Annotated in this window: 20 protein-coding genes; 8 read left to right on the forward strand and 12 right to left on the reverse strand. The window is 73.4% G+C overall.

Going from position 1 to position 19782, the window contains the following annotated elements; all coding sequences use genetic code 11:
* Positions 1-21 precede the first annotated feature (21 nt).
* Entirely contained in the window at positions 22-963 is a 942-nt protein-coding gene (locus tag IR170_RS13545) for a carbohydrate kinase family protein (protein ID WP_193665213.1), read from the reverse strand.
* Between the two features lie 145 nt (positions 964-1108).
* On the opposite strand from IR170_RS13545, the gene IR170_RS13550 reads away from it, so the two are divergent.
* Positions 1109-1351, forward strand: a complete 243-nt coding sequence (locus tag IR170_RS13550; protein ID WP_193664879.1) for a hypothetical protein — start codon at positions 1109-1111, stop codon at positions 1349-1351.
* A gap of 515 nt (positions 1352-1866) precedes the next feature.
* On the opposite strand, the gene erpA is transcribed toward IR170_RS13550, so the two are convergent.
* Entirely contained in the window at positions 1867-2229 is a 363-nt protein-coding gene (gene erpA / locus IR170_RS13555; protein ID WP_056862443.1) for an iron-sulfur cluster insertion protein ErpA, read from the reverse strand.
* Between the two features lie 112 nt (positions 2230-2341).
* Entirely contained in the window at positions 2342-3427 is a 1086-nt protein-coding gene (locus tag IR170_RS13560) for a glycerate kinase family protein (protein WP_193664881.1), read from the reverse strand.
* A 193-nt stretch (positions 3428-3620) separates the two neighbouring features.
* On the opposite strand from IR170_RS13560, the gene IR170_RS13565 reads away from it, so the two are divergent.
* Positions 3621-4379: a GNAT family N-acetyltransferase gene (locus IR170_RS13565; protein ID WP_193664883.1), complete on the forward strand. Its 759-nt coding sequence runs from the start codon at positions 3621-3623 to the stop codon at positions 4377-4379.
* Between the two features lie 91 nt (positions 4380-4470).
* Positions 4471-5655, forward strand: coding sequence for a quinolinate synthase NadA (gene nadA, locus IR170_RS13570; protein ID WP_193664884.1), 1185 nt, complete (start codon positions 4471-4473; stop codon positions 5653-5655).
* Positions 5656-5719: 64 nt separating this feature from the next.
* Here the strand turns inward: nadA and IR170_RS13575 are convergent, their stop codons facing one another.
* The 5 genes from IR170_RS13575 to IR170_RS13595 all read right to left on the reverse strand — a co-directional run bounded on the left by IR170_RS13575 (position 5720) and on the right by IR170_RS13595 (position 9783).
* A complete protein-coding gene (locus IR170_RS13575; RefSeq protein WP_319805077.1) occupies positions 5720-7024 on the reverse strand; it encodes a sensor histidine kinase in 1305 nt (434 codons plus the stop codon).
* Positions 7025-7148: 124 nt separating this feature from the next.
* Positions 7149-7721, reverse strand: a complete 573-nt coding sequence (gene pspAB / locus IR170_RS13580; RefSeq protein ID WP_193664887.1) for a PspA-associated protein PspAB — start codon at positions 7719-7721, stop codon at positions 7149-7151.
* Positions 7721-8638: a zinc metalloprotease HtpX gene (gene htpX / locus IR170_RS13585; RefSeq protein WP_193664889.1), complete on the reverse strand. Its 918-nt coding sequence runs from the start codon at positions 8636-8638 to the stop codon at positions 7721-7723. Before htpX ends, pspAB begins: the two co-directional genes overlap by 1 nt.
* Positions 8639-8713: 75 nt before the next feature.
* A complete protein-coding gene (gene pspAA / locus IR170_RS13590; protein ID WP_056862437.1) occupies positions 8714-8992 on the reverse strand; it encodes a PspA-associated protein PspAA in 279 nt (92 codons plus the stop codon).
* Entirely contained in the window at positions 8989-9783 is a 795-nt protein-coding gene (locus tag IR170_RS13595; protein ID WP_193664891.1) for a PspA/IM30 family protein, read from the reverse strand. Before IR170_RS13595 ends, pspAA begins: the two co-directional genes overlap by 4 nt.
* Before the next feature lie 267 nt (positions 9784-10050).
* Between IR170_RS13595 and IR170_RS13600 the strand changes: the two genes are divergently transcribed.
* Positions 10051-10635, forward strand: a complete 585-nt coding sequence (locus IR170_RS13600) for a DUF3043 domain-containing protein (RefSeq protein ID WP_056862435.1) — start codon at positions 10051-10053, stop codon at positions 10633-10635.
* A gap of 117 nt (positions 10636-10752) precedes the next feature.
* Here IR170_RS13600 and IR170_RS13605 read toward each other — a convergent pair whose 3' ends face one another.
* Complete coding sequence (locus IR170_RS13605) at positions 10753-11766, reverse strand: aldo/keto reductase family protein (protein WP_193664893.1); 1014 nt, start codon at positions 11764-11766, stop codon at positions 10753-10755.
* A gap of 63 nt (positions 11767-11829) precedes the next feature.
* Here IR170_RS13605 and IR170_RS13610 point away from each other — a divergent pair, with 63 nt between their 5' ends.
* Genes IR170_RS13610 through IR170_RS13620 form a run of 3 tightly spaced genes read left to right on the forward strand, consistent with a single transcriptional unit; the run spans position 11830 to position 13470 of the window.
* Positions 11830-12384 (forward strand): GNAT family N-acetyltransferase, encoded by a 555-nt coding sequence (locus IR170_RS13610; protein ID WP_193664895.1) that lies wholly within the window; start codon positions 11830-11832, stop codon positions 12382-12384.
* 10 nt (positions 12385-12394) lie between these two features.
* Positions 12395-13165, forward strand: a complete 771-nt coding sequence (locus IR170_RS13615; RefSeq protein ID WP_319805078.1) for an AzlC family ABC transporter permease — start codon at positions 12395-12397, stop codon at positions 13163-13165.
* Complete coding sequence (locus IR170_RS13620) at positions 13162-13470, forward strand: AzlD domain-containing protein (protein ID WP_056862432.1); 309 nt, start codon at positions 13162-13164, stop codon at positions 13468-13470. Before IR170_RS13615 ends, IR170_RS13620 begins: the two co-directional genes overlap by 4 nt.
* Before the next feature lie 99 nt (positions 13471-13569).
* Here the strand turns inward: IR170_RS13620 and IR170_RS13625 are convergent, their stop codons facing one another.
* A complete protein-coding gene (locus tag IR170_RS13625; protein ID WP_193664898.1) occupies positions 13570-15564 on the reverse strand; it encodes a PTS mannitol transporter subunit IICBA in 1995 nt (664 codons plus the stop codon).
* A 264-nt stretch (positions 15565-15828) separates the two neighbouring features.
* Here IR170_RS13625 and IR170_RS13630 point away from each other — a divergent pair, with 264 nt between their 5' ends.
* A complete protein-coding gene (locus IR170_RS13630; RefSeq protein WP_056862430.1) occupies positions 15829-16887 on the forward strand; it encodes a zinc-dependent dehydrogenase in 1059 nt (352 codons plus the stop codon).
* Positions 16888-17065: 178 nt separating this feature from the next.
* Here IR170_RS13630 and IR170_RS13635 read toward each other — a convergent pair whose 3' ends face one another.
* Both IR170_RS13635 and dapB read right to left on the reverse strand, forming a co-directional pair.
* Positions 17066-18724 (reverse strand): M4 family metallopeptidase, encoded by a 1659-nt coding sequence (locus IR170_RS13635; RefSeq protein ID WP_193664900.1) that lies wholly within the window; start codon positions 18722-18724, stop codon positions 17066-17068.
* A gap of 231 nt (positions 18725-18955) precedes the next feature.
* Positions 18956-19699, reverse strand: coding sequence for a 4-hydroxy-tetrahydrodipicolinate reductase (dapB, locus tag IR170_RS13640; RefSeq protein ID WP_193665218.1), 744 nt, complete (start codon positions 19697-19699; stop codon positions 18956-18958).
* Positions 19700-19782 lie beyond the last annotated feature (83 nt).

Below are 19782 nucleotides of genomic sequence, written 5' to 3' on the forward strand. Positions count from 1 at the left end.
GCGGGCGGGCCCGCCGGCACCTCAGGCCAGGCGGGCCAGGTGCGGAGCGACGTCGGCGGCCGCCTCCGCGCCGTAGGAGTCCCCGAGGCGGCCCAGGAACTGCTCGGAGGTGAAGGAGTACTCCTGCGTGCCGACGGTCTCGACGACGTAGGCCGCGAGCACGCAGCCGACCTGCGCGGAGCGCTCGAGGCCGAGCCCCCAGGCCGCGGCGGCGAGGTAGCCCGCACGGAAGGCGTCGCCGACCCCCGTGGGCTCGACGGCGGTCACGCCACGGGCCGCGTGGAGCTCGATCGGCTCCTCGCCCGCCCGCAGGATCCGCACGCCCTCGGCGCCCAGCGTGGTGACCTGGGTGCCGACGCGGTCGAGCACCTCGGCGCCCGACCAGCCGGTCTTCTGCTCGATCATCGCCGACTCGTACTCGTTGGAGAACAGGATGGTCGCGCCGTCGATGAGGTCGCGGATCACGCCACCCTCGGCGAAGGCCAGCTGCTGGCTGGGGTCGGCGATGAAGGGGTAGCCGCGCTGACGGCACTCCTCGGTGTGGCGCAGCATGCCGTCGGGGTCGTCGGCGCCGATGAGGACGTAGGCCGGGGCGCCGACCTTCGCCACGATCGGGGCGAGCTCCAGCAGGCGGGCCTCGCTCATCGCGCCGGGGTAGAACGACGCGAACTGGGCGCCGGTCGTGTCGGTGGTGCACACGAAGCGGGCGGTGTGCTTGCTCTCGGAGATGCGCACGTGGTCGCAGTCGACGCCGTGGCGTTCCAGCCAGGAGCGGTAGCCCGCGAAGTCCTCGCCGGCCGCTCCGACCAGCACCGGGCGCAGGCCGAGGCGGCCCAGGCCGAAGCTCATGTTGGCGGCCACTCCCCCGCGACGGATCTCGAGGTCGTCGACCAGGAAGGACACCGAGAGCTTGTCGAGCTGGTCCACGACCAGCGAGTCGGCGAACCGGCCGCCGAAGCCCATCAGGTGGTCGGTGGCGATCGAGCCGGCGATGAGGAGCGCGGCGGGAGCGTCGACGGGGGCGTCGGCAGAGGTGGGAGGCACGTCGGCGAACACTACCCGCGGGTACTCCTGGGAGTACCCGTTGGTAGCCCCTAGCGTCGTTCGCATGACTGCTGACGCCCGCGCCGACCGGCTCGCCCACGCCGACCTCGCCAGCCCCGTCGACATGCGCCGCGACTGCATCGAGGTCGGCCGCAACCTGGGCCTGGCCGACGCCCTCGACCGGGTCGGCACCCCCGCCCCGGGCCTCACCTACGACCGCTACCCCACCGATCTCCCCAAGCGTGAGATCGCGATCTCCGAGGCCGCCCAGCGGCTGGCCAACGCGCTGCACCTACACCTCGACTGACCTGCGGACGGGTCGCCCGGCCCCGTCGTCGGACCGGGTCCGCTCGCCGACGGTGCCGTCGGACCTCCGGCGGTGGGCCGCCTGCGGGTCGCGGCCGCCCCCGCCGGCAGCGGCCGGCGCGGGTGCGGCGACGGCGGCCCGTCGGAGTGGCGGCGAACGACACACCGGCGGTCCGTCGACCTGCCGTCTGCCGCCACTTCGTGGGACCGAGCAGCACCACCGGCCCTGCGACTGGGGCCCGAGGCCCGGGGCCACGGGCTGACGTCGCACGCCCGGGACCATCCCTCGGGTCGAGGCGGTCGGCGGTGCGGTGACCTGTCGGACGCCGTCTCGCCGAGGGCTGCCCGCCTCGACGAGCCCCACGACGGAGACCACGACCACGGGCCCCGGGCCCGGCGCTGACCACGGCTGATCCGACGACGAACGCCCCCGACCAGAGGTCGGGGGCGTTCATCGTCCCGCAGCCGGTGGCGGCCCTCAGGGGCCGTCCGGCGCGTCTGCTGCCGCGGTGCGGCTCAGTGGAAGGAGTCGCCGCAGGCGCACGAACCCGTCGCGTTGGGGTTGTCGATGGTGAAGCCCTGCTTCTCGATGCTGTCGACGAAGTCGATCATCGCGCCGTTGAGGTAGGGCACGCTCATGCGGTCGACCACGACGGACACGCCGTCGAAGTCGGTGACGACGTCGCCGTCGAGGCTGCGCTCGTCGAAGAACAGCTGGTAGCGCAGGCCCGAGCAGCCACCGGGCTGCACGGAGATGCGCAGCGCGAGGTCGTCGCGGCCCTCCTGCTCGAGGAGGCTGTTCACCTTCGCAGCCGCCACCGGACTGAGGTTGATGCTGTCGGTGCGGCGCTCCGTGGTGGTCTCCACCTGCTCGGTCATGTCTGTGGCTCCCGATCGTCGAGGGTGCGAGGGTGTCGCCCCGGGGAGGAGCGACGTCTACGTTCTCCTCAATGGTCGCACACCTGCGGCTATTCCCCCGCCGGTCGGCGCCTCAGCGCGACCAGGTGCGGGCGACCCGCTCAGCGAGCTCCGCCAAGGCCCCGGCGGGGTCGGCGAAGGCGCGCTCCTCGCCCACCAGGTCGACCAGGGAGTACGCCGACTCCACGCCGAGGGCCCGCATCTCGCGCGAGCCGACCAGCACCTGCCCGGCCAGCGCGACGCAGGGCCGCAGCGCCTGCTGGGCGACGTCGGCCACCCCGGAGGGCACCTTGCCCGCGCGGCTGGAGAAGTCGAAGGCGCCCTCGCCCGTCAGCACGAGGTCGGCGGCGCGGGCCCGCTCGGCGAGCCCCACGGCGTCGACGACCAGGGCGATGCCGGGCTCCCGGGTGGCCCCGAGCAGCAGCAGCGCGTGACCGAGGCCCCCGGCGGCCCCGGCGCCCTTCTCCAGCGACGTGCGTCGGTCGGTGGCCCCCGCCCACTCCTCGAGCCAGCCGTCGAGGACCGGCAGCCGGTCCTCGCCGACGCCCTTCTGCGGACCGAAGACCTTGGTGGCCCCGAAGAGACCGGTCAGCGGGTTGTCGACGTCGGATGCGGCGACCAGCCGCACGTCGCCGACCCGCTCGCGGGCAGCGTCCAGGTCGACCTGCGTGACGCCGGCCAGGCCCGCGGGCCCGGCGTCGAGGGCGACGTCGGCGGTGGCCCCCAGGGCGGCGAGGAGGCCGGCTCCCCCGTCGTTGGTGCCGCTGCCGCCCAGGCCGAGGACCACGGTGGAGACGCCGGTGCCCAGCGCGGCCTCGAGCAGCTCCCCCACCCCGCGCGTGGTGGCGCTCTCGGCCCCGGAGGCGCCGGTGAGGTGCAGTCCGCAGGCCTGCGCGGTCTCGACGTACGCCGTGCCGTCGAGCACCAGCACCGTGGCCGGCGTGGGCGCACCGGTCGGGCCGGTGACGGTCACCGCCAGCAGGTCGCCGCCCCGGGCGGCGTGGAGGACGTCGACGAAGCCGGGCCCGCCGTCGGACATGGGCGCCAGGTCGACCTCGTCGTCGGGCGCCTGCCGGCGCCAGCCGAGCGCGACCGCCTCGGCGGCCTCGACCGCGGAGAGCGTGCCGGCGAACTTGTCGGGAGCCACGAGGATGCGCATGCGACCATCCTCACACCCTGCGACGTGCGGCCCGGGGGACCTAGGGTCCCGGTCATGGGCGCAGACGTGGACGGCTGGGTGCTGAGGCCGATGGAGCTCGGTGACGTGGCGGCGGCCGAGGCGCTCAGCGGCGCGGCCTTCGAGGCCGTCGACACCGCCACCCGGAGGCCCGGTCGGCCCGAGCCGGGCCGCCGTGGGCCCGAGCGGGAACGCACGATGGGTCAGCCGCACCGCACGCTTCCTCGACACCGACCTGGGCGGCTGCTGGGTGGCCGAGGACGCCGCGGGGCTGGTGGGGTTCGCCACCTCGGTGAGGCGGGAGCGGCTGTGGGTGCTGGTCACCTTCGCGGTGCGCCCGGGCTCGCAGGGTCGCGGCGTCGGTGCGGCCCTGCTCGCCCGCGCCGAGACGCACGGAGCCGGGTGCGACCGCGCGATGCTGTCGGCCTCGGAGGACCAGGGGGCACTGCGCCGCTACTGGGCGGCGGGCTTCAGCCTGCACCCCCAGCTGCTGCTCCACGGGCGCCTCGACCGGTCCCTGCTGCCGTCGGTGAGCGGGCTGCGGGAGGGCACCGCGGCGGACCGCACCTGGATGGACGACCTCGACCGCGTGCTGCGCGGCGGACCGCACGGGCCCGACCACGTCTCCCTGTCGGAGATGGCGCCGCTGGTCGTGGCCGGCGACCGCTCCGGGTACGCCTACGCCGGCCCCGCGGGCCCCGCCCTGCTCGCCGCTCGAGACGAGGCCACCGCCCGCGACCTGCTGGTCGAGTGCCTGGCCCGGGTGGAGGACCGCGCGGGCTCCTCGGTGCAGGTCGGCCACGTCACGAGCCTCAACGCCTGGGCCGTCGACGTGGCCCTCGGGCTGCGGCTCGCGCTCGACACGCAGGGCCACCTGGCGGTGCGCGGCATGGCCCCGCCCACGCCGTACGTCCACAACGGCGCCCTGCTCTGAGGCCGCCGGGCGGGGCCGGGGCACGCCGCGGGGCGTCCGGCGCCGCACGGGGGATGCGCCGGAGCGCGGGTGGCAGGAATACGATCGGGGCATGACGACCGTCGACCTCCCGCTGCTGCCGCTGGGCCGCGGCACCGACCTGTCCGCCGAGCGCGGCGTCGAGTGCCCGGGCGACCTCCCCCCGGCCTCCGACCCCGACCTGGTCGCACGCGCCCGGGCGGCGAAGGAGGCGCTGGGCGACAAGGTCTTCGTGCTCGGCCACCACTACCAGCGCGACGAGGTCATCGCCTTCGCCGACGTCACCGGCGACTCCTTCAAGCTGGCCCGCGACGCCGCGGCCCGCCCCGACGCGGAGTACATCGTCTTCTGCGGCGTGCACTTCATGGCCGAGTCGGCCGACATCCTCACCGGCCCCGACCAGCAGGTCATCCTCCCCGACCTCGCCGCCGGCTGCTCCATGGCCGACATGGCGCGCCTGACCCAGGTCGAGGCCGCGTGGGCCGCCCTCGAGGCCGCCGGCGTCGCCGACTCGGTCGTGCCGGTGACCTACATGAACTCCTCGGCCGACATCAAGGCCTTCTGCGGTCGCCACGGCGGGGTGGTGTGCACCTCGAGCAACGCCGAGGTCGCCCTCGAGTGGGCCTTCGAGCAGAAGGGCGGCGTCGCCGGCGGTGCGAAGGTCCTGTTCCTGCCCGACCAGCACCTCGGCCGCAACACCGCCGTGCTGCAGATGGGCCTGGGCCTCGACGACTGCGTCGTCTACGACCCCCACCGCCCCGACGGCGGCCTGAGCCCCGAGCAGCTCTCCGACGCGACCATGATCCTGTGGAAGGGCCACTGCTCGGTGCACGGCCGCTTCTCCGCCGAGGTCGTCGACCAGCTGCGCGCCACGATCCCCGACGTGCAGATCCTCGTGCACCCCGAGTGCACCCACGAGGTCGTGCTGAAGGCCGACCTGGTGGGCTCCACCGAGTTCATCATCAAGACCATCGAGGCCGCACCGGCAGGCTCGAGCTGGGCCATCGGCACCGAGCTCAACCTCGTCAAGCGGCTGGCCGCCGCCCACCCCGACAAGCGCATCACGTTCCTCGACAAGACCGTGTGCTACTGCTCCACGATGAACCGCATCGACCTGCCCCACTTCGTGTGGGCCATGGAGTCGCTCGTCGCGGGCACCGTGGTCAACCGCATCGAGGTCGACCCCGAGACCGAGAAGTGGGCGCTCGTGGCGCTCGAGCGGATGCTCGCCCTGCCCGGACGCACCGCCAAGGACTGACCCGACCCGTACGCCGGGGCCGCCCCGCGGTCCCGGCCGTGGGCCGGGCCGACGGGTCGCCAGGTCAGAGCGGCAGGGCGAACCAGACGGTGGCCCCGCCGCCAGCGGTCTCCGTGACACCGACGTCGCCGCCGTGGGCCTCGACGATGCGGCGCACCGTGGCCAGGCCGATGCCGAAGCCCGGCACCTCCGTCGCGACGCGGGCCAGGGGCTCGAAGACGCGGTCGCGCTGCTCGGCGGGGATGCCGATGCCGTGGTCGACGACCTCCACGCGCCAGCCGTCGACGCCCTGGCCCGCCTCGGGGTCGAGCGGGTCGGCCACCCCGGGGCCGAGGACCACGGTCGGTCGGGCGCGGACCTCGATGCGGGCCGGCTGCCCGGGCCGGGTGAACTTCGCGGCGTTGGCCACGAGGTTCTGCAGGACGGCACGCAGCTGCACGTGGTCGCCCGGCACGGTGGGCAGCGGGTCGATGGTCAGCTCGGCGCCGACCAACGCGGTCTCGAGGTCCTCGTGGACCTCGGCGGCGACCTCGTCGAGGTCCACCGGCTCTCGTGTCAGCTCGGCCCCCACGCGCGCGAAGGCGAGCAGGTCGTCGATCATCGACTGCATGCGCGTCGCGCCGCCGCGGGCACGGCGCACGAGGAACTGGAGGTCGTCGGACTCCGGGTCGACCTCCTCCTCGATCATGCTCAGCGACATGGCGACGGCGGTGAGCGGGTTGCGCAGGTCGTGGCTGACCTGGCCGGCGAAGGCGGCCAGCTGCTGGTTGGAGCGCTCCAGCTCGACCCGGGCCTGCTCGAGCTCGACGACGGAGGCCGCGAGCTCACGGCTGCGCAGCTCGAGCTCCAGGAGGTCGACCACGCGGTCGGCCAGCTTCTGCAGGGAGTCCTCCTGCGCGGCGGAGAGCTGCCGCGGCACGGTGTCGAAGACGCACAGCGTGCCGATGACCACTCCGCCCGGGGTGGTCAGCTGGTGGGTGGCGTAGAAGCGCACGTCGCCGAGCACCCCGGTGACGAACGGGTTGTCCCGGAAGCGCTCGTCCTGGGAGGCGTCGGGCACGATGACCGGCTCGTCCTCGTGGAGGACCGCGGCGCACATCGAGTCCTCCCGGCTGCACACCGAGGCGTCGAAGCCCTTGGTGGCGATCTGGTGCTGGGAGGTGTCGGAGATGAGGTTGATGGTGGCCATCGGCACGTCGGCGACCTGGGCGGCCACCTCGACCAGGGCGACCAGGTCGTCGCGCGGCGGGTCGACGAGCACCTGGTAGCGGTCGATCTCCACCACGCGCTGGCGGTCGAGGGCCGAGCCGTCGCCGTGCGGCGCCATCGGCGGCGCGGGCTGGGTCCGTGACTGCTCCGAGAGGGACACGACGCTCCTGGGGGTGGGACCGCGACCCCCGCGGGGGGACGTGGGCGCGGTGGATGGCTCCTTCGTCAGACCCTAGTGCCTGGGAGCACGCGTGTGCGCCGTACGGCCGGTCCAGGCGGCGGGGTCACAGGCCCGGTGCGCCCCAGACCGCGAGCCAGCGCGACATGTCCCTCTCCACGGGCAGCTCGCCGGCCAGGGTCTCGCGCAGGGAGATCTCGGTGAGGTTGTCGCGCTGCTGCGGACCCGACGGGGCGAAGGGGTAGAAGGTGCCCTGCTTGTAGAGGTAGACCAGCCCCACCCGACGCCCGGAAGCGTCCTGGAAGGGCACCAGGGAGCACAGCAGCCCGGGACCGAACCCGTGGGCCTCCAGGGTCGTGTTGACCGCGTGGAGGTCGGTGCACAGACCCGCGACGTCGTCGGGGTCGTCGTCGACGACGAGCCAGGTGAAGCCGAACTCGTCGCGGCTGGTGCGCACCTCGGGCGCGTCGGGGGCGTCGCGCAGCAGCGCGAGGATGTCGGCCTCGACCTGCCCGAAGGCGGCGCCGCCGGCGGCGCGGTAGCACACCGCCCCGGAGCCGGTGGGCCGCAGACCGGCCGAGGCCTGCAGGGTGATCGCCGCGCTGGGCACGAGGAAGAGCGCGTCGAGGTTGGCCTGCTTGGGGGTGGTGCGCCCCAGAAACGCGTCGAGGAAGCCCATCAGAGCGCCGGCCGTCCGAGCTCGGCCTGGATGCGGGCCAGCTGCTCGAGGCGCTGCTCGAGCGAGGGGTGGGTGCTGGTGAGGGTCTTCAGCGAGGCACCGCGCACGGCGGGGGCGATGAAGAAGGCGTTCATCGACTGCGTGGCGCGCAGGTCCTTCTGCGGGATCGTGTTGATCTCGCCGGTGATCTTCTGCAGCGCGGAGGCCAGTCCCTGGGGGTTCATCGTGAGGTAGGCCCCCGAGCGGTCGGCCGAGAGCTCGCGATAGCGCGAGAGGACCTTGATGAGCACGAAGCTCACGGCGTAGGTGACCACGCTGACCAGCAGCACGAGCAGCCACACCGGGAGCCCGTTGTTGTTGTCGCGGCGCCCGCCGCCGAAGATCGCGCCGTACTGCGCACCCTGGGTGAGCGTGCCGGCGAGGATGCCGGCCGAGGAGGCCGCGGTCATCACCAGCACGTCGCGGTGCGCGACGTGGGAGAGCTCGTGGGCGAGCACGCCCTCCAGCTCCTCGGCGTTGAGGGTCTGCATGATGCCGGTGGTGACGACGACGACGGCGCGCTCCGGGGAGCGCCCGGTGGCGAAGGCGTTGGGCAGCCGATTGTCGGCGATGCCGACCCGCGGCTTGGGCATGTCGGCCAGGGCGCACAGCCGGTCAATCATGCCGTGCAGCTCGGGGGCCTGCTGCGGGGTCACCTCGCGCGCACGCATGGCCTTCATCGCCACGGTGTCGGAGGAGTACCACTGCCACCACACCAAGCCGAGGCCGGCCACGCCGATGAGCAGACCGAGGCCCGGGCTGCGGAAGACCGCCATCAGCCCGACGACGAGCACCACGAAGAGCAGCCCGAGGAGGAACATCACGAGGGTCATCCGCGCGGTGAGGCCGCGGTCCTTGACGAAGCGGGAGTGGGCCATGGACCCAGTGTCCCCGACCTGCCCAAGAGGACCCTGTGAGCGGCCTGGGGCGGGAGGGCGGGGCCCGACGGAGGGTCAGCCGGGGATGAGCCCGTCGTCAGCGAGCATCTCGCGCACCTCGGCCAGGCTGGCGTCGGCGGGCGGGAGGATGAGGTCGGACTCGTCGAGGCTGTCGAGGGCGTGGGCCACGCCGACGGTGCGCACGCCCTCGAGCAGGGCGTGCAGCGCCGGGGCGAAGGCGTCCTCGTCGCCGGCCTCGACGGCGGTCTCGACCGCGGCGTCGAGCGCGTTGAGACGGTCGAGGGCGTTGTCGGCGACGTCGTACTGCCCCTCGCCGAGGATGCGCACGATCATGCCTGGCCGTCCCGGGGCTGCTCGGCCTTCTGCGGCTCGGCGGCGAGGATGTCGCCGCCGTCGCCACCCTCGATGGCCTGCGGCTGCGCGGGGGCGGAGACGCCCTTGAGGCGGGCGAGCTCGGCCTCGACGTCGGACTGCGAGCTCATCGCGTCGAGCTCGCGGCTGATGTCGTCGCCGCGGTTGAGGGAGCTGGCGTCGTCGAGCGCACCGGAGGCGATCAGCTCGTCGATGGCACCCGCGCGGGCCTGCATCTGCGCGGTCTTGTCCTCGGCACGCTGCATGGCCAGGCCGATGTCGCCCATCTCCTCGCCGATGCCCGACATCGCCTCGTTGATGCGGGTCTGGGCCTCCGCGGCGGTGTAGGTGGCCTTGATCGTCTCCTTGCGCGTGCGGAAGGACTCGACCTTGGCCTGCAGGCGCTGCTGGGCGAGGGTCAGCTTCTCCTCCTCGCCCTGGAGCTGCGCGTGCTGGGCCTTGAGGTCGTCGATCTGGCCGTTGAGGGCCGACTTGCGCGTCAGTGCCTCGCGGGCGAGGTCCTCGCGGCCCATGTCGATGGCCTTCTGGGCCTGGCCCTGGAGCTTGGCGCCCTGCTGCTCGAGCTGGTTGACCTGCAGCTCGACCCGCTTGCGGCTGGTGGCGACGTCGGCCACGCCGCGGCGGACCTTCGAGAGCAGGTCGAGCTGGCGCTGGTAGCTGTAGTCCAGCGTCTCGCGGGGGTCCTCCGCACGGTCGAGGGCGGTGTTGGCCTTCGACCTGAAGATCAGGCTGATGCGCTTCATGAGGCTCATGGGGTGCTGGTCCCTCTTCCGGACGGGTGCGGCTGTGGTGCTCACCCTACGGCCGCGCGGCAACACCGGCCACGGCCACCGGGGCACGGGCACGCACGGGCGGCCGGGCGGCACCTCCGGCGCACCGTCACCGCACCGTCACCGCACTGCCACCGCACCGCCGACGGCGCCACGACGCCGGTAGGCTGGCACCGGGCAGGTGCGCGGGGCCGCCCTCACGCTCAGCACCCTCTCCGTCCGCTCCCCGCCCGTCACGAGGTCACCGCGTTGTTTGGTCGCAGCAAGTCCGACACCACCACCGAGGCGCCGCCGGTCGTCAAGCCCGGCGGCAAGGGGCGCCCGACGCCCACCCGCAAGGAGGCCGAGGCCGCCGCCCGGGCCCGCGCCAAGGTGCCGCGCACGCGGCGCGAGCAGGCCCAGGCCCAGCGCGCCGCCCGCGTGGAGTCGAGCCAGAAGGTCCGCAAGGCGATGAAGGAGGGCGACGAGCGCTACTTCCTGGCCCGCGACCGGGGGCCGGTGCGCAGCTTCATCCGCGACTTCGTCGACGTGCGCTTCTCCTTCATCGAGCTGATGATCCCGCTGCTGATCATCACGATGATCCTCACCTACTCCGGCAACGCGACGCTGGCCGGCATCGGCAACACCATCCTCTTCGGCACGCTGCTGCTCGTCGTGCTCGACATGGTCTTCCTGCGCTTCAAGATGCGACGCGAGCTCAAGCGGCGCTTCCCCGACACCGCACTCAAGGGCACGACGTACTACGCGCTCACCCGGGCGCTGCAGATGAAGTTCATGCGGCTGCCCAAGGCGAAGGTCAAGCTCGGCCAGAGCCTGCCCGAGCACTACCGCTGACCCGGCAGCCCAGGCACCACGTCCCGGCACGACACCGCCCCCCGACCGTCTCGGTCGGGGGGCGGTGTGCGTCAGGGGCGGCGGCGCCCCGGCGTCGTCGAGGCTCGGTGTCGAGGCTCAGCGGTCGGAGAAGTCCCGGGTCCTCGGCGACTGGGTCTTGGCCGGGTCGCGCTCGACGACGGGGTCGAGCACCTCGTCGATGCGGCTCAGCGCCTCGTCCTCCAGCCTCACGCCGGCGGCCTTGACGTTGTCGGTGACCTGCTCGGGGCGGCTGGCGCCGATGATCGCGGAGGAGACGTTGGGGTTGTGCAGCACCCAGGCGATCGCCAGCTGGGCCAGGGTCAGGCCGGCCTCGTCGGCGATGGGCTGCAGCTGCTGCACGCGCTCGAGCACGTCGTCCTTCATCCAGCGGCTGATCATGTCGGCGCCGCCCTTGCTGTCGGTGGCGCGCGAGCCGGCGGGGGCGTCCTGGCCGGGCTTGTACTTGCCGGTGAGCACGCCCTGCGCGATCGGCGACCAGACGACCTGGCCGATGCCGAGCTCCTCCGAGGTCGGCACGACCTCCGACTCGATGACGCGCCACAGCATGTTGTACTGCGGCTGGTTGGAGACGAAGGGGATGCGCAGCTCGCGGGCCAGCGCGTGGGCGGCGCGGATCTCCTCCGCGCGCCACTCCGAGACGCCGATGTAGAGCGCCTTGCCGGAGTGGACGACGTCGGCGAAGGCCTCCATCGTCTCCTCGAGCGGGGTCTCGTAGTCGTAGCGGTGGGCCTGGTAGAGGTCGACGTAGTCGGTGCCGAGGCGCGAGAGCGAGCCGTCGATCGACTCCATGATGTGCTTGCGCGACAGGCCGTGGTCGTTGTGGGCGCCTGGGCCGGTGGGCCAGTAGACCTTGGTGAAGATCTCCAGGCCCTCGCGCCGCTCGCCGGCGAGCGCCCGGCCGAGCACGCTCTCCGCGGCGGTGTTGGCGTAGACGTCGGCGGTGTCGAAGGTCGTGATGCCCTCCTCCAGCGCCTGCCGCACACAGGCCAGGGCGGCGTCCTCCTCGACCTGCGAGCCGTGGGTGAGCCAGTTGCCGTACGAGATGGCCGAGATCTTCAGGCCGCTCTTTCCGAGGTTACGAATCTCCATGCCTCCGACCCTAGACCCGGGGGGCAACGGCCCGGGGCCGCCGGGTGCTGCGAGGATCGCGCCATGACCTCTGCCGGCCCCGACGTGTCCGTGCGGGTGGCGTGGGCCGACGACGCCGCCGCCATCGCCGCCCTCCAGCTGCGCGCCTGGCCCGACCTGTACGCCGGGTCCGTGCCGGTCGACGCGCTGCCGAGCGGCCCCGAGGCGGAGGCGGCCGCGGCCGAGACCTGGGCCCGGTCGCTGGCCCGGCCCGCCGACGCCCGCAACCGCGTGCTCGTCGCCCTCGAGCGCAACCGGCCCACCGGCTTCGTGGTGCTCACCCCCGCCGCCGACCCCGACTGCGACCCGGTGGCCGACGCGGAGGTCGTCGAGCTCGTCGTGGCCGCGGCCGACCGCGGGCGCGGCCACGGGTCGCGGCTGCTGCAGGCGGCGGCCGAGACCCTGCAGGCCGACCGCTTCACCCGGGCCGTGCTGTGGTCGATCGCGGCCGACGACGCCCTGCGGGCCTTCCTGGTGGGCGCGGGCTGGGCCGCCGACGGCGCCCACCGTCGCCTCGACCTCACCGGTGACGGCACCACCGTGGTCTCGCAGGTGCGGCTGCACACCTCCCTGGTCTGACGCGGCCACCGTGACCACCCCACCCGGCGACGGCGCACAGCGTCCCGCGGCCCAGGAGCCCACCGGGGAGCCGGGCGGAGGCCCGGGCCGTGAGCGTGTGCAGCGGCGCGCGATCGTGCGCGACGGCCTCGGCATCGGGCTCGCCACCGGCGCCTACGGCCTCTCCTTCGGCGCGGTGTCGGTCTCGTCGGGACTGGACGTGGCCCAGACCTGCGTCCTGTCGCTGCTGATGTTCACCGGGGCCTCGCAGTTCGCGCTCGTCGGCGTGCTCGCCGTCGGCGGCAGCCCCGCCTCGGGTGCGGTCACCGCGCTGCTGCTCGGCACCCGCAACACCCTCTACGGGCTGCGCCTCGCCCCGCTGCTGGCCTGGCGCGGGCGTCGCCGGGCGCTGGCCGCCCACCTGCTGATCGACGAGTCGACCGCGATGGCGGTGGCGCGCCCCACGACCGCGCTCGCCCGTCTGGGGTTCCTGTCGACCGGCCTGGCCGTCTTCGCGCTGTGGAACCTCGCCACCCTCCTCGGCGCCCTCGCCGGCGGGTCGCTCGGCGACCCCCGCGCCCTCGGCCTCGACGCCGCGGTGGGTGCGGCGTTCCTGGCCCTGCTCTGGCCGCGGCTGCGCGACCTGCCGACCCGCCTGGTGGCGCTCGCCGCGGCCGGTGTGGCGCTGGGCGCCGTACCCCTCACGGCCGCGGGCGTGCCCGTGCTCGTCGCGGGCGGGGTGGCGCTGCTGGTCGGCGTGCTGCGCCGTGACCGGCCCGACCCGGGCGGTCCGGTCGCGTGAGCGCGACGTGGCTCGCCGTGCTGGGCGCGGGCGTGGGCTGCTACCTGCTCAAGCTGGCCGGGCTCTCGGTGCCCGAGCGGGTGCTGGAGCGTCCGGTCGTGCGGCGGGTGGCCGACCTGCTGCCGGTGGCGCTGCTGGCCGCGCTCGTCGCCGTGCAGGTGCTGGCCGGCGACCGGCGGCTCGAGGTCGATGCCCGCCTGGCCGGTCTGGGCGCGGCGGTGCTGCTGCTCCTGGCCCGGGCGCCCTTCCTCGTCGTCGTGGTCGGGGCCGCGGCGACCGCAGCACTCCTGCGCCTGGCCGTCTGACCGCCCGCCGCACCTGGTCGCCGGGCGCCGCGACGCACGACGGCCCCCGGCCGGAGCCGGGGGCCGTGCGTGGTCGGGCAGGGGCGCGCCCGGGCCGGGTCAGGCGGGCTGGACCTGGCCGAGCACCTCGAGCACCTCGTCAGTGGTGGAGGCCCGCTCCAGCCGGGCGACCTGGTCGTCGTCGAGGAACACCTCGGCGATGCGACCCAGCAGCTTGAGGTGGTCCTTGCCGACGGCGGCGATGCCCACGACGAAGCGCACCTGCTTGCCCTTCCAGTCCAGCCCGTCGGAGTAGCGCACGAGCGAGATCGCGGTGCGGTGCACCGAGGACTTGGCCTCGTTGGTGCCGTGCGGGATGGCCAGGCCGTTGCCCATGAAGGTGGACACCGACGCCTCGCGCTCGTGCATCGCCTCCACGTACGCCGGCTCCGCGGCCCCGGCGGCGACGAGCAGACGGCCGGCCTCGGTGATGGCGTCGTCGCGGGTGCGGGCCGTGCCGTCGAGCACGATCGACTCGCGCGCCAGGAGCGCGCCGCCGAGGGCGCCCTCCTCCTCCGCCGACGCCGGGGTCGGGGCACCGCCCGCGCCGTTGCGCTGGCGCAGCAGGTCGACGATCTCGTCGTAGGCGGGGCTCTGCATGAAGTTGTCGACCGAGACGTGGAGGGCCGAGCCGCTGCGCTGCCGGGCCCGGTCGGTGAGGTCCTGGTGGGAGACCACGAGGTCGACGTCGTCGCGCAGGTTGGAGATCGCCTTGTTGGTGACGCTGACGTCGGAGAAGCCGGCGGCCTGGACCTTCTTGCGCAGCACCGAGGCGCCCATCGCGGAGGAGCCCATGCCGGCGTCGCAGGCGAAGACGATCGAGTGGATCGCCCCGGTGCCCGCGCCCGCACCGGTCAGCGCGGAGGACACCGACGACTTCTTGCCCTTGCGGGCCTCCATGTCCGCGGTGGCCGCGGCGAGGTCGCCGGCGTCCTCGGAGCGGTCGAGCTTGAGCAGGAAGGAGGCGACGAGGAACGACACGCCCGCGGCCACGACGACCGAGGCCGTGACCCCGAGCAGGCTGCTGGGCGGGGCTGCCGCCCACACCGCGATGATCGAGCCGGGCGAGGCCGGCGAGCGCAGGCCGGAGTCGAAGATCAGGTTGGTGGCGATGCCGGCCATGCCGCCGGAGATCACCGCGAGCACCAGGATCGGCTTCATCAGCACGTAGGGGAAGTAGATCTCGTGGATGCCGCCGATGAACTGGATGACGATGGCGCCGGGGGCCGAGGCCTTGGCCGCACCCTTGCCGAAGAACATGAAGGCCAGCAGCAGACCGAGGCCCGGGCCGGGGTTGGCCTCGAGCAGGAAGAGGATCGACTTGCCGTTCTCGGCGGCCTCGGACGTGCCGAGCGGGGTGAGGATGCCCTGGTTGACGGCGTTGTTGAGGAAGAGGATCTTGGCCGGCTCGATGAAGATCGACGTCAGCGGGAGCAGGTTGTTCTCGACCAGGGTGTCGATGACGTTGGAGGCCGCGTCGCTGAAGGCCTCCACGAAGGGTCCGGCCACGACGAAGCCGATGACCGCGAGGAAGCCGCCCCAGATACCGGCGGAGAAGTTGTTGACGAGCATCTCGAAGCCGGGGCGGATCTTGCCGTCCCACAGCGCGTCGAGCTTGCGCATCGACCAGCCGCCGAGCGGGCCCATCACCATGGCCCCGAGGAACATCGGCACGCTGGCGCCGGTGATGGCACCCATGGTGGCGATGGCGCCGACCACGCCGCCGCGCATGTTGCCGTCGTACATCATCTTGCCGCCGGTGTAGCCGATGAGCAGCGGCAGCAGGTACGTGATCATCGGGCCGACGATCCCGGTGCCGTCGGCGCCGGACCCCCAGGCGCCGAGGTCCTCGACGAAGCCGTATCCCCCCGCGTAGCCCAGCTTGTCGCCGATCAGGGTGATCCAGCCGGTCTCGATGAACAGGGCCGTGATCAGGCCCCAGGCGATGAACGCCCCGATGTTGGGCAGGACCATGTTGGACAGGAACGTGCCGAACCGCTGGACGTGGACGCGTGCCCCCGACCTTCCGGGTGCTGTGTGGGTGGTGCTGGCCATGGCGCCTTCTCTCGAACAGCCCGGCAGAGCCGGGATCCCGTGTCGAGGCGGGTCGGACGATCTGTGACCGCGGTCACCCACCTTCGTTTCGCTGTTTATATCCCCCACCATGGGGGGTCGTCAAGCAACAAACCAACACAAGCGGGTGCGTTTCCACACAAACGCGGGTAGGGTCGGCGCGAGCCCCGGCCCCGCGGCCGAGGTCTAGGGTGATCCGTGGGTGACCGCGGTCACTCCCGTCGACAGCACCCCTGGAGGAGACACATGAAGGCCCTGCGGTTCTACGCCCCCGAGGACGTCCGGCTCGAGGACGTGCCCGAGCCCGAGTGCGGGCCCGGCGAGGTCAAGCTCAAGGTGAAGAACTGCTCCACCTGCGGCACCGACGTGAAGATCTTCCACAACGGCCACCAGAACCTCACTCCCCCGCGCACCATCGGCCACGAGATCGCCGGCGAGGTCGTCGAGGTCGGTGCCGACGTCAACGCCACCTACGGCAGCAGCTGGGCCGTCGGAGACCGGGCCCAGGTCATCGCCGCCGTGCCGTGCGGGGAGTGCCACGAGTGCCGCAAGGGGTGGATGGCGGTCTGCCAGAACCAGACCTCGGTCGGCTACCAGTACGACGGCGGCTTCGCCGAGTACATGATCGTGCCGCAGCAGGTGCTCAAGGTCGACGGGCTCAACCGGATCCCCGACAACGTCGGCTACGACGAGGCCTCGGCCGCCGAGCCCTTCGCCTGCGCGATCAACGCCCAGGAGCTGCTCGACATCGAGGAGGGCGACACCCTCGTGGTCTTCGGCGCCGGCCCGATCGGCTGCATGCACATCCGCATCGCCCGCGGCGTGCACAAGGTCGGCAAGGTCTTCCTCGTCGACGTCAACGCCGCCCGCCTGGCGATGTCGGCCGACGCGGTGCAGCCCGACGAGGTCATCAACGGCGCCGAGGTCGACGTGGTCGAGCGGGTCATGGAGCTCACCGACGGTCGCGGCGCCGACGTCATCATCACCGCCACCGCGGCCAACGTCACCCAGGAGCAGGCCATCGCCATGGCCGCGCGCAACGGCCGCATCTCCTTCTTCGGCGGGCTGCCCAAGACCGACCCGACCATCACCTGCGACTCCAACGTCGTGCACTACCGCCAGCTGCACATCCACGGCGCCAACGGCTCGGCCCCCGAGCACAACAAGCGCGCGCTGGAGTACATCTCCACCGGCCAGGTGCCGGTCAAGGACCTCATCACCGAGCACGTGCCGCTCGAGCGCGCCCTCGACGCCTTCGCGATCGTCAAGGCCGGCGAGGCCATCAAGGTCACCGTCGAGCCCTGAGCGGCCCCGCCGACAGCGAAGCCCGCACAGCGGGCCAGGGACAGATGAAGGCCCGCACCCCGAGGGGTGCGGGCCTTCGTCGCGTCCGGTCCCTCCCCCACGGAGGACCGGGTCCGCGACCAGGTGGGACCGTGCCGTTTCCGTCCGGCACGAGCCCACGGTCAAGGGGCGCGCCGGGTCAGGCCACGCTCACGGCGGTCCAGGCCGCGGCCACCGCCGACTCCTGGGCGCTCCCGGCGCCGTAGAGGTCGCGGGCGGCGGACAGCGTCGCCGCCCGGGCCTGCGAGTAGGTGGTGCCGGAGGTCATGTAGACCGTCAGCGCGCGGAACCAGATCGCGTCGGCCTGGTCGCGGCCGATGCCGGTGACCGTGGAGCCGTCGCAGGTCGTCGAGCGGTGCGCGACCCCGCCGATCGTCTTGGCGCCCGAGCCCTCGGCGAGCAGGTAGAAGAAGTGGTTGCCCACGCCCGAGGAGTAGTGGACGTCGAGGTTCTTGGTGTCGGCGGAGTAGCAGTTGGGCGAGCTGCCGTCGGCGATGGGGTCGTCCATGCGCCGGAAGCCGACCTTCTCCTTCAGGTCGAACTCCTCGCCGATCAGGTAGTCGCCCGGGTCGGCGGGGTTGGCGGCGTAGAACTCGACCATGGTGCCGAAGATGTCGGAGGTGGCCTCGTTGAGACCGCCCGACTCCCCCGAGTAGGTCAGGCCGGCGGTGTTCTCGGTGACGCCGTGCGACATCTCGTGGCCCGCGACGTCGAGGGAGACGAGCGGACCGAAGTTGGTGCCGTCACCGTCGCCGTAGGTCATCTTCTCGCCGTCCCAGAAGGCGTTGACGTAGTTCTTGCCGTAGTGGACCCGGTTGTAGGAGCCGGAGCCGTCACCGAAGATGCCCTCGCGACCGTGCACGTCGGAGTAGTAGTCCCACGTGACGTCGGTGCCGTACTGCGCGTCGACGCCGGCGGAGTCGGGGTCGCTGGTCGTGCCGTTGCCGAAGCTCGTCGTGGGGCTGGAGACGACCTTGCCGGTGGCGCAGCCGACGCCGAGCACACCGCACAGGGCGGAGTCCTGCTTGCCCGCGAGGTCGACGGTGTAGGTGCCGCCGCGGGTCACGTCGCGCAGCTCGTACGCCGACCCCGCGGGGGCGACCTGCAGCGGCACCGTGCCGCCGTAGAGCGACTGGCCGGAGCCGTCGACGGTCTGGATCTGCTCCTCGCGCCGCAGCACCTGCCCGGTGCGGGCGTCGACGTAGCTGGCCAGACGGCTGGGGGTGCCGTCGTCCTGGCGACCGGTCGTGACGACCTCCCACGCGAGGCGGGGCGTGCCGGCGAGGGCGTCGACGACCAGGCGGGGAGCCTGGTCGGCGGAGACCTCCATGCGGGCGATCGAGCGGGTGTCGGCCGCCGGGGCGGTGGCCCGCGCGGCGGCACGGGAGGCCGCGACGGCGGGCGTGACCGACAGGTCGAGGGGGGTGTCGAGCGACTGGCTCACGCCGCGCCAGGCGTCGGAGGCCCCCTGGTGGACCACCAGGTCACCGCCCAGCACGGGCAGGCCGCGGTAGGTGCGCTCCATGCGCACGTGGGTGGCGCCGCTGGGGTCGAGCATCGTCTGGGTGGCGCGCACCTGCTGGCCCGGGGCGTCGAGCGCGGCGCGGGGGTGGGCGGCGAGCGCCGCGACCGCGTCGCGCGCCGCGCCGGTGGCGCCGTCGAGCTGCTGCACCGTGCCGCCCGCGGCGGGGCCGGCGGACCGGCCCTCCCCGGGGCCCGCGAGCGCGCCGGTGGTCTGGGCGCCGAGCGCCCCCAGCGCCAGCACTGCGGCCGCCGCGATCCCCGTGGTCCTTCTCATGCGTGCATCCCTCTCGCCTGCGCCGTCCGGAGGGACGGCGTCGGGGACGACCCTGCCAAGCGGGGGGCGGGCGTTGGAACCGGCGCCGCACCTCAGGTTCGTGCATCGCACGAACCTGCAGATGTCCGCGACGCCGCGTCAGCGCAGGACCTGGGGACGGATCGCCGGCCAGCGGCTACCGGCGCCTCGGGTCCCGGTCCGGCCCCGGGACCGGTCGACCCCCGTCGACCCTCAGCCCAGGTCGAGCAGGTGCTCCAGCCCCACCGTGAGGCCCGGGCGCGACCCGATCACGCGCAGGGAGGCCAGCACCCCGGGGGTGAAGGAGGCCCGGTCGAGGGAGTCGTGGCGGATGGTGAGGGTCTCCCCCACGCCGCCGAGCACGACCTCCTGGTGGGCCACGAGACCGCGCACCCGCAGGGCGTGGACCGGCACGCCGTCGACGTCGGCCCCGCGGGCCCCGTCGAGCGCGGTCGACGTCGCGTCGGGCGCAGGGCCCAGCCCCGCCTCGCGGCGGGCGGCGGCGACGAGCTCCGCCGTACGACGGGCCGTGCCGGAGGGTGCGTCGGCCTTGTCGGGGTGGTGGAGCTCGACGATCTCCACCGACTCGTAGTGGGGCGCCGCCAGCGCCGCGAAGCGCATCATCAGCACCGCGCCGATGGAGAAGTTGGGGGCGATGAGCACCCCGGTGCCCGGGGAGTCCTCCAGCCAGCCGCGCAGCGTGGCCAGGCGCTCCTCGTCGAAGCCGGTGGTGCCGACGACGGCGTGGACGCCCTCGGCGACGCAGCGCTCGAGGTTGCCCATGACCACGTCGGGGTGGGTGAAGTCGACGACGGCCTCGACCCGCTGCTCGGCCAGCACGTCGAGGGAGTCGCCGGCGTCGACCTGCGCGACGAGCTCGAGGCCCTCGGCCCCGCGCACCGCGGCGCAGACGGCGCTGCCGACCTTGCCGCGCGCGCCGAGCACACCGACCCTCAGGGCTCCCGGGGCGTGCCCCTGCCGACCGTCCTGCGACTGCGCTGCTTCCACGGCGCCAACCTACCGGCCACGCGCTCGCGGAC

This window comes from Nocardioides kribbensis, from assembly GCF_015070375.1.
GTDB lineage: Bacteria > Actinomycetota > Actinomycetes > Propionibacteriales > Nocardioidaceae > Nocardioides > Nocardioides kribbensis.

What these genes read in the sequence shown, in the direction of transcription:
- IR170_RS13545 (WP_193665213.1), bottom strand. Translation starts at nt 963, where the DNA reads ATGGGCTTCGGCGGCCGGTTCGCCGACTCGCTGGTCGTGGACCAGCTC.
- IR170_RS13550 (WP_193664879.1), top strand. Translation starts at nt 1,109, where the DNA reads ATGACTGCTGACGCCCGCGCCGACCGGCTCGCCCACGCCGACCTCGCC.
- erpA (WP_056862443.1), bottom strand. Translation starts at nt 2,229, where the DNA reads ATGACCGAGCAGGTGGAGACCACCACGGAGCGCCGCACCGACAGCATC.
- IR170_RS13560 (WP_193664881.1), bottom strand. Translation starts at nt 3,427, where the DNA reads ATGCGCATCCTCGTGGCTCCCGACAAGTTCGCCGGCACGCTCTCCGCG.
- nadA (WP_193664884.1), top strand. Translation starts at nt 4,471, where the DNA reads ATGACGACCGTCGACCTCCCGCTGCTGCCGCTGGGCCGCGGCACCGAC.
- pspAB (WP_193664887.1), bottom strand. Translation starts at nt 7,721, where the DNA reads ATGGGCTTCCTCGACGCGTTTCTGGGGCGCACCACCCCCAAGCAGGCC.
- htpX (WP_193664889.1), bottom strand. Translation starts at nt 8,638, where the DNA reads ATGGCCCACTCCCGCTTCGTCAAGGACCGCGGCCTCACCGCGCGGATG.
- pspAA (WP_056862437.1), bottom strand. Translation starts at nt 8,992, where the DNA reads ATGATCGTGCGCATCCTCGGCGAGGGGCAGTACGACGTCGCCGACAAC.
- IR170_RS13595 (WP_193664891.1), bottom strand. Translation starts at nt 9,783, where the DNA reads ATGAGCCTCATGAAGCGCATCAGCCTGATCTTCAGGTCGAAGGCCAAC.
- IR170_RS13605 (WP_193664893.1), bottom strand. Translation starts at nt 11,766, where the DNA reads ATGGAGATTCGTAACCTCGGAAAGAGCGGCCTGAAGATCTCGGCCATC.
- IR170_RS13610 (WP_193664895.1), top strand. Translation starts at nt 11,830, where the DNA reads ATGACCTCTGCCGGCCCCGACGTGTCCGTGCGGGTGGCGTGGGCCGAC.
- IR170_RS13625 (WP_193664898.1), bottom strand. Translation starts at nt 15,564, where the DNA reads ATGGCCAGCACCACCCACACAGCACCCGGAAGGTCGGGGGCACGCGTC.
- IR170_RS13630 (WP_056862430.1), top strand. Translation starts at nt 15,829, where the DNA reads ATGAAGGCCCTGCGGTTCTACGCCCCCGAGGACGTCCGGCTCGAGGAC.
- IR170_RS13635 (WP_193664900.1), bottom strand. Translation starts at nt 18,724, where the DNA reads ATGAGAAGGACCACGGGGATCGCGGCGGCCGCAGTGCTGGCGCTGGGG.